10 protein-coding genes and 3 pseudogenes are annotated in these 14,547 nt (G+C 70.7%); 8 read left to right on the plus strand and 5 right to left on the minus strand.

Annotation, left to right across the window (positions count from 1 at the left end; translation table 11 throughout):
• Positions 1–49: 49 nt before the first annotated feature.
• Both LCH29_RS04380 and LCH29_RS04385 read right to left on the minus strand, forming a co-directional pair.
• Positions 50–1,570 carry an amino acid permease gene (locus LCH29_RS04380; protein WP_446460353.1) on the minus strand — a complete coding sequence of 507 codons (1,521 nt, stop codon included), beginning with the start codon at positions 1,568–1,570 and terminating at the stop codon, positions 50–52.
• An 80-nt stretch (positions 1,571–1,650) separates the two neighbouring features.
• Positions 1,651–2,658, minus strand: coding sequence for a hypothetical protein (locus LCH29_RS04385; RefSeq protein WP_446460354.1), 1,008 nt, complete (start codon positions 2,656–2,658; stop codon positions 1,651–1,653).
• Positions 2,659–2,994: 336 nt separating this feature from the next.
• Between LCH29_RS04385 and LCH29_RS04390 the strand changes: the two genes are divergently transcribed.
• The 3 genes from LCH29_RS04390 to LCH29_RS04400 are packed head-to-tail and all read left to right on the plus strand — an operon-like array spanning position 2,995 to position 7,181.
• Positions 2,995–4,470 carry an FGGY family carbohydrate kinase gene (locus LCH29_RS04390; protein WP_446460355.1) on the plus strand — a complete coding sequence of 492 codons (1,476 nt, stop codon included), beginning with the start codon at positions 2,995–2,997 and terminating at the stop codon, positions 4,468–4,470.
• 30 nt (positions 4,471–4,500) lie between these two features.
• Complete coding sequence (locus tag LCH29_RS04395) at positions 4,501–5,931, plus strand: FAD-dependent oxidoreductase (RefSeq protein ID WP_446460356.1); 1,431 nt, start codon at positions 4,501–4,503, stop codon at positions 5,929–5,931.
• A complete protein-coding gene (locus LCH29_RS04400) occupies positions 5,928–7,181 on the plus strand; it encodes an NAD(P)/FAD-dependent oxidoreductase (RefSeq protein ID WP_446460357.1) in 1,254 nt (417 codons plus the stop codon). Before LCH29_RS04395 ends, LCH29_RS04400 begins: the two co-directional genes overlap by 4 nt.
• A 31-nt stretch (positions 7,182–7,212) precedes the next feature.
• On the opposite strand, the gene LCH29_RS04405 is transcribed toward LCH29_RS04400, so the two are convergent.
• Positions 7,213–7,587 carry an RNA-binding S4 domain-containing protein gene (locus tag LCH29_RS04405; RefSeq protein ID WP_446460358.1) on the minus strand — a complete coding sequence of 125 codons (375 nt, stop codon included), beginning with the start codon at positions 7,585–7,587 and terminating at the stop codon, positions 7,213–7,215.
• Positions 7,588–7,617: 30 nt separating this feature from the next.
• Between LCH29_RS04405 and lpdA the strand changes: the two genes are divergently transcribed.
• The gene (gene lpdA / locus LCH29_RS04410) at positions 7,618–9,018 is read left to right on the plus strand and encodes a dihydrolipoyl dehydrogenase (protein ID WP_446460359.1); all 1,401 of its coding nucleotides are present in this window, start codon (positions 7,618–7,620) and stop codon (positions 9,016–9,018) included.
• A 117-nt stretch (positions 9,019–9,135) separates the two neighbouring features.
• On the opposite strand, the gene LCH29_RS04415 is transcribed toward lpdA, so the two are convergent.
• On the minus strand, positions 9,136–9,471 hold the full coding sequence (locus LCH29_RS04415) for a hypothetical protein (protein ID WP_446460360.1): 336 nt from the start codon (positions 9,469–9,471) through the stop codon (positions 9,136–9,138).
• A gap of 587 nt (positions 9,472–10,058) precedes the next feature.
• Here LCH29_RS04415 and LCH29_RS04420 point away from each other — a divergent pair.
• Together LCH29_RS04420 and LCH29_RS04425 are read left to right on the plus strand one after the other, a co-directional pair.
• The gene (locus tag LCH29_RS04420) at positions 10,059–11,621 is read left to right on the plus strand and encodes an FAD-binding oxidoreductase (RefSeq protein WP_446460361.1); all 1,563 of its coding nucleotides are present in this window, start codon (positions 10,059–10,061) and stop codon (positions 11,619–11,621) included.
• Positions 11,622–12,234: 613 nt separating this feature from the next.
• Positions 12,235–12,638: pseudogene (locus LCH29_RS04425) on the plus strand (transposase).
• Between the two features lie 3 nt (positions 12,639–12,641).
• On the opposite strand, the pseudogene LCH29_RS04430 reads toward LCH29_RS04425, so the two are convergent.
• Positions 12,642–12,940: pseudogene (locus LCH29_RS04430) on the minus strand (MerR family transcriptional regulator).
• A 217-nt stretch (positions 12,941–13,157) separates the two neighbouring features.
• Here LCH29_RS04430 and LCH29_RS04435 point away from each other — a divergent pair.
• On the plus strand, positions 13,158–14,063 hold the full coding sequence (locus LCH29_RS04435; protein WP_446460568.1) for an NADP-dependent oxidoreductase: 906 nt from the start codon (positions 13,158–13,160) through the stop codon (positions 14,061–14,063).
• 251 nt (positions 14,064–14,314) lie between these two features.
• A pseudogene (locus LCH29_RS04440) lies at positions 14,315–14,473 on the plus strand (IS5 family transposase); the annotation flags it as partial.
• Positions 14,474–14,547: the final 74 nt, after the last annotated feature.

Genomic DNA, 14,547 nt, shown 5'->3' on the forward strand with positions numbered 1-14,547 from the left:
CCCGCCCCGCCGTCGTGCGACCTGGGCGAGCCCCTGAATCAGACCCGGCTCAGACGATGCCCTCGGCGATCTCCGCCTCCTCCCGGGCGGACCCGTAGGCGGAGGGCGTGTTGTACGAACGGCGGGCGACGAACCACCAGACGGTGGCCAGGATCAGCACCGCGGCCAGCGCGATCGACGCGTAGTTCATCGAATCGGCCGTCACCGGGCTGGACTGCGGCAGGCAGAACAGCACCGTCACCAGCGCCACCCACACCACCGCCACCCAGCCGATCGGCTTGCTCCAGCGGCCCAGATGCCACGGCCCCTTCTGGAACCGGGTCCCGGCGCGCAGCCGCAGGAAGACCGGGATCGCATAGGCGGGCGTGATGCCGATGACGTTGATGGCCGTCACCGCGCCGTACGCGGTCTCCGAGTACAGGGACGGCAGCGCCAGCAGGCACGCCACCCCGACCGACAACCACACCGCGAGCACCGGGGTCTGGGTGCGGGTGCTGACCCGCTGCCACAGCCGGGAGCCCGGCAGCGCGCCGTCCCGGCTGAACGCGAACACCATCCGGCTGGCCGCCGCCACCTCCGCGTTGCCGCAGAACAGCTGGGCGGTGATGACGATGAGCAGCATGGCGGTGGCGCCGCCGGTGCCGAGGGCGTCGATGAGGATCTGCGCGGGCGGGACACCGGTGGCGCTCTTCTGCGTCCCGGCGTAGTCCTGGATGGCGAACGTCAGCCCCGCCAGCAGTACGAAACCGGCCACCCAGGACACCCAGATGGCGCGCACGATGCCGCGGGCGGCGGACACGGAGGCGTTGGACGTCTCCTCGGACAGATGCGCCGAGGCGTCGTAGCCGGAAAAGGTGTACTGGGCGAGCAGCAGGCCGATGGCGGTGACGTAAAGGGGATTCGACCAGCCGGTGTTGTTGACGAACTCGGTGAACACGAATTCCGGCGACTGATGGTGGGACGGAATGATCGCCAGCGCCCCGACGATGATGGCGACTCCCGCCAAGTGCCACCACACGCTGACCGAGTTGAGCAGGCTGACCAACCGCACTCCGAAGAGGTTCAGTGTGGCATGCAGCAACAGAATGCAGACGAAAATCACCATGGTCGAGCGCGGGGTGGGTTCGAATCCCCACTGCAAGTTCAGAAGCGCTCCGGTGAACTGGGCCGCGCCGTAGTCGATACCGGCGATCGCGCCCAGCAGCCCCAGCAGGTTGAGCCAGCCGGTGTACCAGCCCCAGGCGCGCCCGCCGAGCCGGTCGGCCATGTAGTAAAGGGCGCCCGAGGTCGGATACGCGCTGGTGACCTCCGCCAGCGCCAGGCCCACGCACAACACGAACAGCCCCACACCGGCCCAGCCCCACATCATGACCGAGGGGCCGCCGGTGTCCAGCCCGAACCCGTACAGGGTCATGCAGCCGGACAGAATGGAGATGACGGAGAAGCTGATGGCGAAATTGCCGAAGCTGCCCATGCGGCGGGCCAGCACCGGCTGATATCCCAGCTCCCGCAGTCTCTGTTCTTCGTCCCGCTGCGGTGTGGAAACCGGGCGCGACCAGGGCGTGGACATGAACGTACCTCCGGAAGGGAATGCGGGGACGGTCAGTAGAGGCGGGAAGAGGCGGGCAATGCGGGGGATGAGGGTACGGCTCAGCCGTCGTAACCGGGTCTGTTTCCGCGGGCGCCCGCGAGACAGCGGACCCGGGCGCGCAGGAACATCTCCTCGGCCTGGGCGCGGTCATGCGCGTCGGGCGTGCGATAGGCCCAGGGGAGTGGGGTGAAATACGGACCCAGCGTCTCGAAGACCCGGGCCGCTTCGGTGAATTGCAGCGCGCCCCACAGGGCGTGCGCCAGATGGTTGAGGTCCAGCAGCGAGCTGGTTTCCCGGTCCGCGTGGTCGAACCACAGGCGCAGTGCCTTGTCGACGTCCCGCACCGCGTCCTCGGTGGCCCAGTGCAGGTCCAGGGCCTTCTCGTAGCCCCGTTCCTCGCGGTACCGCTCGACGTGGACGTACAGCGGCAGTACGTGCAGCGGCGAGCCCTCGGGTGCCCCCGAGACCACCCACTGCACGAAGTTGACCGCCTCGGCCAGCGAACCGCCCGCCCGCCGCGCGTACACGAACTGGAGCATCCGGTGGTACGCCTCGCGGTTGTACGGATCGCGCCGGTCGGCCTCCGCCAGTAACCCCCACGGGCCGGGGAAGAGCAACGGCCCCGGCGGGTTCGCCCGGTGCTCCGGCAGCCGCTGCTCCTTGTCGAGCTGGGCGAGCGCCAGCAGACACACCCAGGGGACCGGGTCCGCCGGGGAGTTGTGCGCGGCCAGCTGGCAGGACTCCCACGCCTCCCGCCACAGCTCGTGGGTGCGCTGGTGTCCCTCGCGATGGGCGCGCATCGTCCGCTCCACCACCACCCGGGTGTGCATCACCAGCGCGGCGACGCATCGAGGTTCCTCGGCCCGCCACGCCTCCACCACGTTGGACCCGGCCGCCACCGCGGCCAGCACCTGGGTGCGCTGCGTCCACTGGGCCCAGGTCGGGGTCTCGGCCAGCAGGTCGCGCATGGAGATCCAACGGCCCGTGCGCACGTCCTGGAGCGCGATGCGCAGTCCGCTGTCGTAGCCCGCGGGGTGGTAGACGGGGCGGAACACTTCCTCGGGCATCGGATGACTTTCGGACGGAGCGTGTTGAACCGGGCGCGACGGATTCCAGGGCCTGACGAGTGGATGCCCGGGATCCTATAGCCATCCCGTGATGACTCAAGAAGGCCAGGGTCCGCATCCGGCCCGGGGCCGCGGGCCGGTGTCCAGCAAGCGAACTCCGGACATGCGGCCTTGACGCCGACTCGTCGCTGCACCACGCTTTCAACCAAGATCTCCCGCCACGACCGAACCACCGCCGAACGCCGCCCTGCCGACGACCGCCCCGCCGAAGAGCCGCCGAAGAGCCGCCGAAGAACCGCCCCCACGCGGAACGACCCCCCCACCGAAGAACCGGACATGCTGCCTGACGAGCGTCCCCACCGCGCACCCGCCGGCCCCGCGACCGGAGCGGTGCTCGCCGTCGACCAGGGCACCTCGGGCACCAAGGCGCTGGTCCTCTGTCCGGAGCGCGGTGTGCTCGGCTCCGCCGAGGTGGCCGTCCACCCGCGCCACCTCGCGGGCGGCCTGGTCGAGGTCGATCCCGCCGAACTCCTCGCCTCGGTCGTCGATGCCGGACGCCAGGCCCTCGCGCGGGCCGGTGAGCCGGTCGTGGCGGTCGGCCTCGCCAACCAGGGCGAGACGGTGCTGGTGTGGGACCCCGCGACCGGCGCCCCGCTGACCGACGCCCTGGTATGGCAGGACCGGCGGGCGGAAACGGTGTGCGCGGACCTCGCCGAACACGCCGACACCCTGCGCGAACTCACCGGACTGCCCCTCGACCCGTACTTCGCGGCGCCCAAGATGGCCTGGCTGCGCCGCCACCAGACCCGCGAGGGCGTCGTCACCACCAGCGACGTCTGGCTGATCCACCAGCTCACCGGAGCGTTCGTCACCGACGCGGCCACCGCCGGGCGCACCGGGCTGCTCGACCTCGACCGCGTCGTCTGGTCCCCGGAGGCGCTGGACCTGTACGGCCTGACGGCCGAACAGATGCCCAGGGTCGTCGACGCGGACACCATGGCCGGAACCACCACCGCGTTCGGCGGCGAGATCCCGCTCACCGGCCTCCTCGTCGACCAGCAGGCCGCCCTGCTGGCCCAGAGCGTCACCGAGCCCGGCGCCGCCAAATGCACCTACGGCACCGGCGCGTTCCTGCTCGCCCAGACCGGGCCGCAACCCCGCCGCGGCACCAGCGGCCTGGTGAGCTGCGTGGCCTGGCGGCTCGGCGGCAACACCAGCTACTGCCTCGACGGGCAGGTGTACACCGCCGCATCCGCCGTGCGCTGGCTCACCGGCCTGGGGGTGATCGGCGGCGCCCAGGACCTCGACCCGGTGGGCGGCTCGGTGGCGGACACCGGGGGAGTGACGTTCGTACCGGCCCTCGCCGGACTCGCCGCCCCGTGGTGGCGCGGCGACCTCCGCGGCTCGGTGACCGGCCTCGGCCTGGACACCACCCCCGGCCATCTGGTGCGCGCCCTGTGCGAGGGCATCGCCGCGCAGGTGGCCGAGATCGCCGACGCGGCCGCCGCCGACCTCGGCGCACCGCTCACCACCCTCCGCGCCGACGGGGGCCTCACCCGCTCCGCGCTGCTCATGCAGGCCCAGGCCGACCTGTTGCAGCTGCCCGTCGAAGTGTCCGCCCTGCCCGATGTCACCGCCCTCGGCGTGGGCGCCGTCGCCCGGCTCGGCCTCGACCCCGGGCTGGCGGTCGAGCGGGCCGTCCCGGAGTGGAAACCTGCCGCCGTGTACACGCCGCGGATCAGCGCGGACGAGGCCGCCGAGCGCCGGGCGGGATTCCGGTCGGCGGTGGAAACGCTGCTGACCCGCCACTGAGCAACCCCACCAGGAGCCAAGGAATCCAGCATGACCGTAACGACCACGGGTGACCTTCCCGGCGAGGTCTACGACGTGGCCATCATCGGCGCCGGAGTGGTCGGCACCGCCATCGCCCGCGAACTCGCCGCGCACCGGCTGCGCATCGCCCTCGTGGAGGCCTCCGACGACGTCGGCGACGGCACCTCCAAGGCCAACACCGCGATCCTGCACACCGGTTTCGACGCCACCCCCGGCACCCTGGAGGCCCGGCTGGTGCGCGAGGGCTACCGGCGGCTGAACACCTTCGCCGCCGAAGCGGGCATCCCGGTGGAACCGCTCGGCGCCCTGCTCGTCGCCTGGGACTCCGAACAGCTCGCCGCGCTGCCCGCCCTCGCGGAGAAGGCCGTACGCAACGACTGCCACGACACCCGGATCCTCGACGCGGACGAGGTGTACGCGCGCGAACCGCATCTGGGACCCGGCGCACTCGGCGCCCTCGAGGTGCCCGGTGAGAGCATCATCTGCCCGTGGACGACCACCCTCGCCTACGCCACCCAGGCGGTGCGCGCCGGAGCCGACCTGCACCTCAACTGCACCGCCGAGGCCATTACGGCACATGGCCACCATGAAATCGCCACCAGCCGCGGCCCGTTGCGCACCCGCCACCTGGTCAACGCCGCCGGGCTGCACGCGGACGAGATCGACCGGTGGCTCGGCCACGCCGAGTTCAGCGTCACCCCGCGGCGCGGCCAGCTCATCGTCTTCGACAAGTTCGCCCGCGGCCTGGTCGGCCACATCCTGCTGCCGGTGCCCACGGCACGCGGCAAGGGCGTGCTGGTGGCGCCGACCGTCTACGGCAACGTCATGCTCGGCCCCACCGCCGAGGACCTCGACGACAAGCACGCCACCGGCTCCACGGCCGCCGGGCTGTCCCTGCTCCGCGACAAGGGCGCCCGCATCATGCCGGAGCTGCTCGACGAGGAGGTCACCGCGGTCTACGCGGGGCTGCGCGCCGCCACCGAACACGCCGACTTCCAGATCCGCGCCCACCCCGAACAGCGGTACGTGGCCGTCGGCGGCATCCGCTCCACCGGGCTGACCGCCTCGATGGCCATCGCCGCCCACGTCCGGGACCTGCTCGCCGACTGCGGCCTCGACCCGGGACCCGCGCGGGAACTCGAACCGCCACGGATGCCGAACATCGGCGAGGCGTTCCCGCGCCCCTACCAGCGCGCCGACCTCATCGCCGCCGACCCCGCCTACGGCACCGTCGTCTGCCACTGCGAGCGCGTCACCCGCGGCGAGATCCGCGACGCCCTGCGGGCCACCGTGCCCCCGGGGTCGCTCGACGGACTGCGGCGCCGCACCCGTGCGCAGGGTGGCCGCTGCCAGGGCTTCTCCTGCGGAGCCGCCGTACGCGCCCAGTTCGACGAGGCCCGCGCCACCCCCGCCGCCACACGGGCGGAGGCCCGCCGATGACCCTCGCCGACCGCACCCCTCGCACGGTGGACGTCCTGGTCATCGGCGCCGGACCCGCCGGACTCGCCGCCGCCACCCGACTGGCCGAGGCCGGAGTGGACACCGTCCAGGTCATCGACCGCGAGCAGCACGCCGGTGGCATCCCCCGCCACTGCCACCACACCGGATTCGGGCTGCGCGATCTGCACCGGGTGCTCAGCGGCCCCGAGTACGCCCGCCGCCACATCGCCGCCGCGCTGCGCGCCGGGGTCAGCCTGCGCACCGGCGTCACCGCCACCGGATGGGCCGGACCGCGCACCGTTGACGTCACCGCGCCGACCGGGCTGGAGCGCATCACGGCCCGGGCCGTCGTCCTCGCCACCGGCGCCCGCGAACGCCCCCGCAGCGCCCGACTGGTGCCCGGCACCCGGCCCGCGGGCGTCTACACCACCGGACAGCTCCAGCAGGCCGTCCACGTGTACCACCAGAGCATCGGCCGCCGGGCGGTCGTCGTGGGCGCCGAACGCGTCGGCTACTCCGCCGTCGACACCCTCCACGGCGCCGGGGTCGAGGTCGCCGCCATGGTCACCGGGCTGCCCCGCCACCAGACCCACCCGGCGCACGCCCTCGGCGCCCGGCTGCGCCACGAGGTGCCGCTGCTCACCGACACCACCGTGACCGGGCTGACCGGCCGCGGCCGGCTGACGGGCGTCCGCGTCGGGCACCGGGACGGCCGGACCGCGACCATCGGCTGCGACACCGTCGTGTTCACCGGCGACTGGATCCCCGACCACGAACTGGCCCGCAGCGCCGGAATCCCCCTCGACCCCGGCACCCGGGGGCCGGAGACCGACCCCGGATTCCGTACCCGCGAACCCGGGGTCTTCGCCGTGGGCAATCTGCTGCACCCCGTCGAGACGGCCGCCGCGGCCGCACTGGACGGCCGGTTCGCCGCCGGGCCCGTGCTGCGCCACCTGGCCGGTGAGCCATGGCCGCAGGCCCCGCTGCCGGTCCGCACGGACGCGCCCCTGCGCTGGGTGGCGCCGGGCCGGATCGCCCCGGACGGCCCGCCCCCGCCGCATCGCCGCTTCACCCTGCGCACCGCCGCGTTCCTCACCCGGCCGGTGCTCGTGGTCCGCCAGGACGGCCGTACGCTGCACCGGCAGCGCGTCCCGCGCACCGTGGCCCCGGGCCGCCCGCTCCGTCTGTCCGCCGACTGGATCGCCCGGGCCGACGCGCACGGCGGCCCGGTACGGATCGGCGTGGAGTGACCGGCGGGCAGCCCCCGGTGCACGGCGGGCGTCACAGCCCGCGCAGCCGCTCCATCTCGCGCCGGTCGCGCTTGGTGGGGCGGCCCGCACCACGGTCGCGCAGCCCGATGGGCACGGTCTGCTCCCGCGGCGGCGGAGGCGGGCTGTTGTCCACGTAGCACTCCGCCGCCACGGGCGCCCCGACCCGCTTGCGCACGATCCGCGACACCACCACGACCCGATCCCGCCCCGCATGGCGCAGCCGCACCTCGTCACCCACCCGCACCGCCTGCGCGGGCTTGACGCGCTCCCCGTTGACACGGACGTGCCCGGCCCGGCAGGCCGAGGCGGCGAGCGAACGCGTCTTGGTGAGCCGCACCGACCAGATCCAGCTGTCGACCCGAACGGACCCCTCGTCTGAAGCCATACCCCGACTCTAATGTCTAAGGTGCGACGCATGAGCGCACATTTTGACGTCGTGGTCCTGGGGGCGGGGTCGGGCGGCTATGTGGCGGCGATCCGCGCCGCGCAGCTGGGCTTGCGCACGGCCGTCGTCGAGGAGCGGTTCTGGGGCGGCGTCTGCCTGAACGTGGGATGCATCCCGTCCAAGGCCCTGCTGCGCAACGCCGAGCTGGCCCATCTGCTCACCCATGAGGCGCGGACCTTCGGCATCCGGGTGAACGGCGAGCTGAGCCTCGACTACCGGGTGGCGTACGAACGCAGCCGGAAGGTCGCGGACGGCCGGGTCAAAGGCATCCACTACCTGATGAAGAAGAACCAGATCACGCAGTACGACGGGCGGGGCACCTTCACCGACCCCCACACGCTGCGGGTCACGCTCGCCGACGGCCGCGTCGAGGCCCTCACCTTCGACCACTGCATCATCGCGACCGGGGCCGGTGCCAACCTGCTGCCCGGCACCTCGCTCAGCGAGCGGGTGGTCACCTACGAGGAGCAGATCCTCGCGCCGGACCTGCCCGGCAGCGTCCTGATCGCGGGCGCGGGCGCCATCGGCGTCGAGTTCGCGTACATCATGCACAGCTACGGGGTGCAGGTGACGCTCGTGGAGTTCCTGGACCGGATCGTCCCCCTGGAGGACGAGGACGTCTCCGCCGAGCTGACCCGCCGCTACCGCAGGCTCGGCATCAACATCCTCACCTCCACCCGGGTCGAGGCGATCAACGACGCGGGCTCCGCCGTCAAGGTCATGGTGACCACCGGCGGCCAGCGCCAGACCCTCCAGGCCGGGCGGGTCCTCCAGGCGCTCGGCTTCCGGCCGCGGGTGCAGGGGTACGGACTGGACCGCGCCGGGGTCCGGCTGACCGACCGGGGCGCCATCGACGTCGACGGCCGGTGCCGCACCAACGTCCCGCACATCTTCGCGGTCGGCGACGTGACCGCCAAGCTGATGCTCGCCCACGCCGCCGAGGCGATGGGCATCGTCGCGGCGGAGACCATCGCCGACGCGGAGACCATGGAACTCGACTACGTGATGATTCCGCGCGCCACCTTCTGCCAGCCGCAGATCGCCAGCTTCGGCTGGACCGAGGCCCAGGCGCGCGAACGCGGCTTCGACGTCAAGGTGGCCACCTTCCCCTTCACCGCCAACGGCAAGGCCCACGGACTCGGCGACCCCAGTGGCTTCGTGAAGCTCATCAGCGACGGACGCCACGGCGAACTGCTCGGCGGCCACCTCATCGGCCCCGAGGTCACCGAACTGCTCCCGGAACTCACCCTCGCCCAGCAATGGGACCTGACGGTCCACGAGGTGGCCCGCAACATCCACGCCCACCCCACGCTCAGCGAGGCGGTGAAGGAGGCCGTACACGGTCTCGCGGGACACATGGTCAACCTGTGACCGCCCAGATTCGTGACCTGCTGCGGCGGGTTCTTGTGGCACTGCTGCTGTGGACGCATGCCGAGCCGATCCTCACCCTTCCCGGGAGCAATCCGCGTCGCCGCCCGTTTCGTGGCGTCACAGCGCTGCCGACGTCCGGCCGTGACGGCGGTAGCGCAGATACACCAGTCCGCCCACGGCGGTGATGACCGCGGTGAAGACGATGGCGCCCCACTGGAAGTACCAGTGATCGCTGCCGTAGATGGCGGCGCGCGGCCACGCCAGGTTGACGGTCATCGCCACGCCGTAGAGCACGGCCACCAGGTTCACGACGAAGCCCCAGCGGCGCGCCGGTGATGAGGCGGGCAGTACCGGGGTGCCGGACTTGGGCGAGACCTTGGCCATGGCCACCCCGAAGGGCAGGCGTCCGTCCCGGTCCATGGCGAAGATCAGTCGGCTCGCCGCGGTCTGCACGGCGAGACAGCAGACCGTGACGGTGATCGCCGAGCTGCGGGCCCATAGCCCGGTGCGATTGAGGTGATTCGGCTGGCCGACCCACGATGGCCGGGGCAGCAGGGCCCCACAAGGCCAGGACGTGGGACCTCGCTTTCTCGACGGAGCCGCGCTGCCCGGCTCCCGTCGCGTGGTGCAGTCCACCGCGACGGGAGCTCTGGAGTCATCAGGCTCGATGGGCAATCAGTGCCGGCGGCACACCCTCCAGGAGGAACGGGCGAGCCGCACGAACCAGATGAGCGATCGAGCGGCGATCAGGTTGAGCAGACACAAGAACACGAGCACGGTCCAGCAGCTTTGCGTCCTTCACCACCTTGCGGTGGAGCAGTACCGATGGGGCGGCCGACACCTATCGTCGTACCGGCTGGGACATTCAGCGGTACGTCGGCATCCTTTTGAGTTGCGGGCTGGTGGGATGACCTCGTTTTGCGGTTGTGCTGACCAACGGAGTCGGTTGACTTGGTGAGGGAAGCGATCGCTTCTCCGACGCGTCTCTTGTGAGGGCAGCTACCTTGATCAACAGGCGGAGCGTACTGCGGGCAGGAACTGTGGGTGTTTTGGGCACGGAGATGGTGGGTTCGCAGCCGCTGCCCGCTGTTGCCGCGCCACTCACCGAAGAGACGGAGCAGCTCAGCCAACGGGACTGGGAGTTGCTGGCTCAGGCGCTGTCGTCGCGTTCCACTCTCTACCGGCCGGGAGATTCCGGCTACCCGCCGCTGGCACTTCCGTTCAACCATCGGTACGCGGGGATCCGCCCTGCTGGAATCGTGGCGTGCGCCACCACCCGGGATGTCCGGGCGGCGGTCCGCTGGGCCCGCGCGGTGGGGCTGCCCGCCGTGCCTCGTTCCGGGCTGGGCCACAACTACGCCGGGTACTCCGCCACCACTGGTCTGCTGCTCAACATGGCCCGCATGAAAAGCATCGGCTCCACCCCGCGGCCGGGTGCCGGCTCCCGGACCCGGACTTACGGGCGGATGAGGGTCGTTCACGACGCGGGTACCGTCACCGTGGGAGCCGGGGTCACCAACGGCGACCTGCACCCGCTGCTGGAGGACCGCGGCATGTTCGTGCCGACCGGCCGCTGCCCTACGGTCGGGGTGGCCGGGCTGGTGCTCGGTGGCGGAATCGGCTTCAGTGACAAGATGTTCGGCCTGACCTGCGACCGGCTTGTGTCGACGACCGTGGTGCTCGCCGACGGCAGCGTGGTGGAGGCCAGCCAGGACACCCACCCCGACCTGTTCTGGGGTTGCCGCGGCGGGGCGGGAAACAACTTCGGTGTCAACACCTCCTTTACGTTCCAGTACGAGCGGTTCCAGGGTGACGTGGGCGTCTACCAGCTGCGCTGGAGCCTGGACTCGGTGCTGCCGGTGATCGCCACCGCGCAACGGATCGCCGTGAACACGCTGGACGACAAGCGGTTCCATCTCCGCGTCGGCATCGGGACCCACGGGCTCACCAGGGACCAGATTCGTGCCAACGCCAACGTCAATGCCATTGGTCAGTACTACGGCTCCCTCGAGGGGTTGCGCGACATCCTGGCCCCGCTGCTCGCCATCGGCACGGCTGAGGAGCGCGCTCGCAACAGCGCGTCAGTCCGCGAGGTCGCTCCGGGTGTGGCGAGCGTGCTGCTGAGTGCCACCACTCCGGTGCAACAGTTCGCCGCCAAGTCGGCGGTTCTGACCTCCCGGACGCTCTTGACCGATGACCAGATCGGTGCCGCCGCCGAGCAACTGCTGGACTGGCCCGGCAGCGATAACGAGGACGGAGCCGGGTTCGCCATGTTCGCCCTCGGCGGCGAGATCAATCAAGTGCCGCCGGACGCCACGGCGTTCGTGCACCGAAACGCCGTGTTCATCCTCGCCGCGGAGACCTCCTGGACGGATTATGATCCGCCCAGCGTCGCCGACGCGAACCTTCACTGGCTCCGTGAGTTCTACTGCGGAATTTTCGGTGACACACCGCCCCCGCGTTCGTATCAGAATTTCCCGGATCCGACCCTGAAGGACTGGCGGCGGGCCTACTACGGTGCGAACTACGATCGGCTGGTCCGGGTAAATCGTCAGTACGATCCGACCAACTTCTTCAGCTATCCGCAAGGGATCGGCACCTGACGTTCTCAAACCGACGCTACGTTCCCTTTGGGCGTGCTGAGCGTCGCGGCGACCGCTGACAGCACAGACCGAGAAGGAGAACATCCCAGGCGGCAGCAATCCCGTGCAGTTCTCCACCCGGGACAGTGCCGCAGCCGTCTCGAAGGCCACGCTCACACGCCGAGGCAGTCTCCGGCCTGCAACCACCGGCTTGATCATTCCGCCAGACCCGCCATCCGTCCGGCACCCGAAAACACCAGACTGCAGGACCCGCCGCAGCCGGCTGACCGCCGCAACCATTCCCCAGCGCCTTCCCGACGCCTGGTTGGAACGGATGTGAGGACTCGGCGCCCCGAGCCGTGATCTCCGACGCGACGCCTCCATTCGTCTGGTGCAGATGGCGCACGGAGGCAGTCGCAAGCAAGCAGTCCTTTATCTCGGGTTCGGGATCTCGGTGAGCCCCAACGTCAGTGCAGGACTCCGCGCATGGCAGCAGGCCGCCAACAACGCGAGGAAGCACGAACAGGCCCTGGCCCAACTCGCCGAGCACATGGCAGCGAACGGGCCGTTCATCGACTACGCACATCGCCGGGACCGCCTGGACCATTGGCTCATCCCTCCCGATGGGTGCGGGGTGGCGCGGCCGAAACCGTGGGAAGTCGATGACGAGCTGTGGGCGGTGCTCGGGCCGCTGCTGCCTAAGGTGGAGCGTCGACCTCGGCATCCGGGACGCAAACGGCATCCGGACCGGCTGGTGTTCCAGAACATCCTGTTCGTGCTGCACACCGGGATCTCCTGGGAACACCTGCCGCAGGTACTCGGCTTCGGCCCGGGTATGACCTGCTGGCGCCGCCTGGCCGGGTGCACGGCTCCGGGCTCGGCACCCAACCCTGGGTCGTCGAGCCCGCGTTCGCCCACCTTCACTGGTTCCGCCGCCTGCGCATCCGCTGGGAGATACGCGACGATATCCACGAAGCCTTCCTCACCCCCGGATGCGCACTCATCTGCTGGCGACGTCTGAAGTCATTGCGGCAGTAGTCTTCACTGCACGTGAGAGCAGTCGGAATCAGGGTCCCGCGCGATGGCGATCATGTCGTCGAGCCGGTCGCGCACGGCGAGCAGGTCGGTGATCCGCGGGTCGATGCGGACACGCTCGGCCGCCATCTGGTCCAGGAGTGCTGGGGGCGCTTTTTCTTCACCCGTCTCCACGCACGGCAGCACCTCGCGGACCACTCTGCTCGGGAGGACCGCGGCATACAGCTGTTGGATCAGCCGGACTCGGCCGACGGCGGTGTCGGGTGATGCCGCTGGCCGCCGGGGCTGCGGCCCGGCGGCAGCAGACCCTGTTCCTCGTACTAGCGCAGCGCCCGGACGCTCACTCCCGCCTTCTCGGCGACCTCACCGATGCGCAACGGTCCTCCTGTGTCAGGCGGCCCGTCCACCTTGCACCTGACGTCAACGGCAGGTTCTAGCGTCGTGGGCGTCGGCGCTCGCCGAAGATCCACCCCACTGATCTCACAAACGGCCGGTTCAGGCCGCGTGGAAAGGCAGAACGTCATGCGCGCAGTCCGCTATCACGAGTACGGCGGTGTGGAGACCCTCGTGGTCGAGCAGGTACCGGACCCGCATCCCGGGCCCGGCGAGATCCGCATCCGCGTCGCGGCGGCCGGCGTCAATCCCATCGACTGGAAGGTGCGTTCCGGTGCGGTGCACGAAGTGCTCCCCGTGGACCTGCCCGCGATTCCCGGGCGTGATGCCGTCGGCGTGGTCGACGAGACCGGTGAGGGCGTACAGGGCGTGAGCATCGGCGACCGTGTCTTCGGGCTCGGCGGCGTCACCGGCGCGACGGCGGAGCTGGCCGTGCTCTCGGCCTGGGCCCACGCGCCCGCCACGTGGACCGACGAGGAGGCCGCCGGCGCCGGTCTGGCATCCGTGACCGCGATGGGCGGACTGAAGGCGCTCGGTCCCCTCCGGGGGCGCACCCTGCTCATCGAGGGCGCCGCCGGAGGCGTGGGCAGTGCCGCGGCCGAGATCGCGATGGCTCAGGGCGCCACCGTGATCGGGACGGCCAGCGAGCGCAACCACGAGTTCCTCACCTCTCTCGGAGCAGTTCCCACCACCTACGGCACCGGCCTCGCGGAACGCCTCGCCGCCCTGGCTCCGGACGGTGTCGACATCGCGCTCGACACTGCGGCCTCCGGGTCCCTGGCTGATCTCATTGCGATCGTGGGCGACCCTGCCCGCGTGTCGACGATCGCCGACTACGCCAACGCGCAGCGCCTGGGTGTGCATCTGGCCAACGCGGAGAACGACTCCACACTCCTCGCCGAAGCGGGCGAAGTCGGCCGGCACGGCCACTACACACCGCGCATCGAGCGGATCTACCCGCTCGAACGGATCGCGGAAGCGCACGCATACGCCGAGCGCGGACACACGCGGGGGAAGATTGTGGTCAGTGTCTGAGCTTGTCCCACCGTTCCGGGCTTCCCGCGGCTTCGGCCGCGGGAAGCCCGCACCTCCGGATCACCGGTCCTGGAGCGATCTGCTACCGCCGGCTCACCCTCACCAAATGAGATGGCCTCTCAGAGGTCGTTTTCATCTGGGGCGAGAGGCAGCTTATGCCTGTCTCATTCCAGGACGCCCGGTTCGGGCGCGCTTCCGTTGCCGGTGTTGTGCGCCTGGGCGCACTCGGCTCCGGGCGGTACGACCAGAACATGCAGCAACGACGCCCGTATCCGAGTGATGTGTCAGACGCTCGCTGGGAGTTGATCGAACCGGTGCTGAGCGCCTGGCGCTTTGAGCGCCGCGGCAGGGCGCTGGACTTCGGCCGGTCGCCTGAACATGACCTGCGCGAGATCATGAACGCGATCCTGGGTGGCCGGTGCGGTTTTGAGGGCGACCGCGTCGACGGCCTCAGCATCCTCCGCTAACGGCGCAGTCCGATATT

It is taken from the genome of Streptomyces sp. BRA346, assembly GCF_052851135.1.

Bases quoted from the DNA above. Each gene is read 5' to 3' on its own strand.
- lpdA (WP_446460359.1), top strand. From the start codon at position 7,618: ATGAGCGCACATTTTGACGTCGTGGTCCTGGGGGCGGGGTCGGGCGGC.
- LCH29_RS04385 (WP_446460354.1), bottom strand. From the start codon at position 2,658: ATGCCCGAGGAAGTGTTCCGCCCCGTCTACCACCCCGCGGGCTACGAC.
- LCH29_RS04435 (WP_446460568.1), top strand. From the start codon at position 13,158: ATGCGCGCAGTCCGCTATCACGAGTACGGCGGTGTGGAGACCCTCGTG.
- LCH29_RS04405 (WP_446460358.1), bottom strand. From the start codon at position 7,587: ATGGCTTCAGACGAGGGGTCCGTTCGGGTCGACAGCTGGATCTGGTCG.
- LCH29_RS04380 (WP_446460353.1), bottom strand. From the start codon at position 1,570: ATGTCCACGCCCTGGTCGCGCCCGGTTTCCACACCGCAGCGGGACGAA.
- LCH29_RS04395 (WP_446460356.1), top strand. From the start codon at position 4,501: ATGACCGTAACGACCACGGGTGACCTTCCCGGCGAGGTCTACGACGTG.
- LCH29_RS04390 (WP_446460355.1), top strand. From the start codon at position 2,995: ATGCTGCCTGACGAGCGTCCCCACCGCGCACCCGCCGGCCCCGCGACC.
- LCH29_RS04400 (WP_446460357.1), top strand. From the start codon at position 5,928: ATGACCCTCGCCGACCGCACCCCTCGCACGGTGGACGTCCTGGTCATC.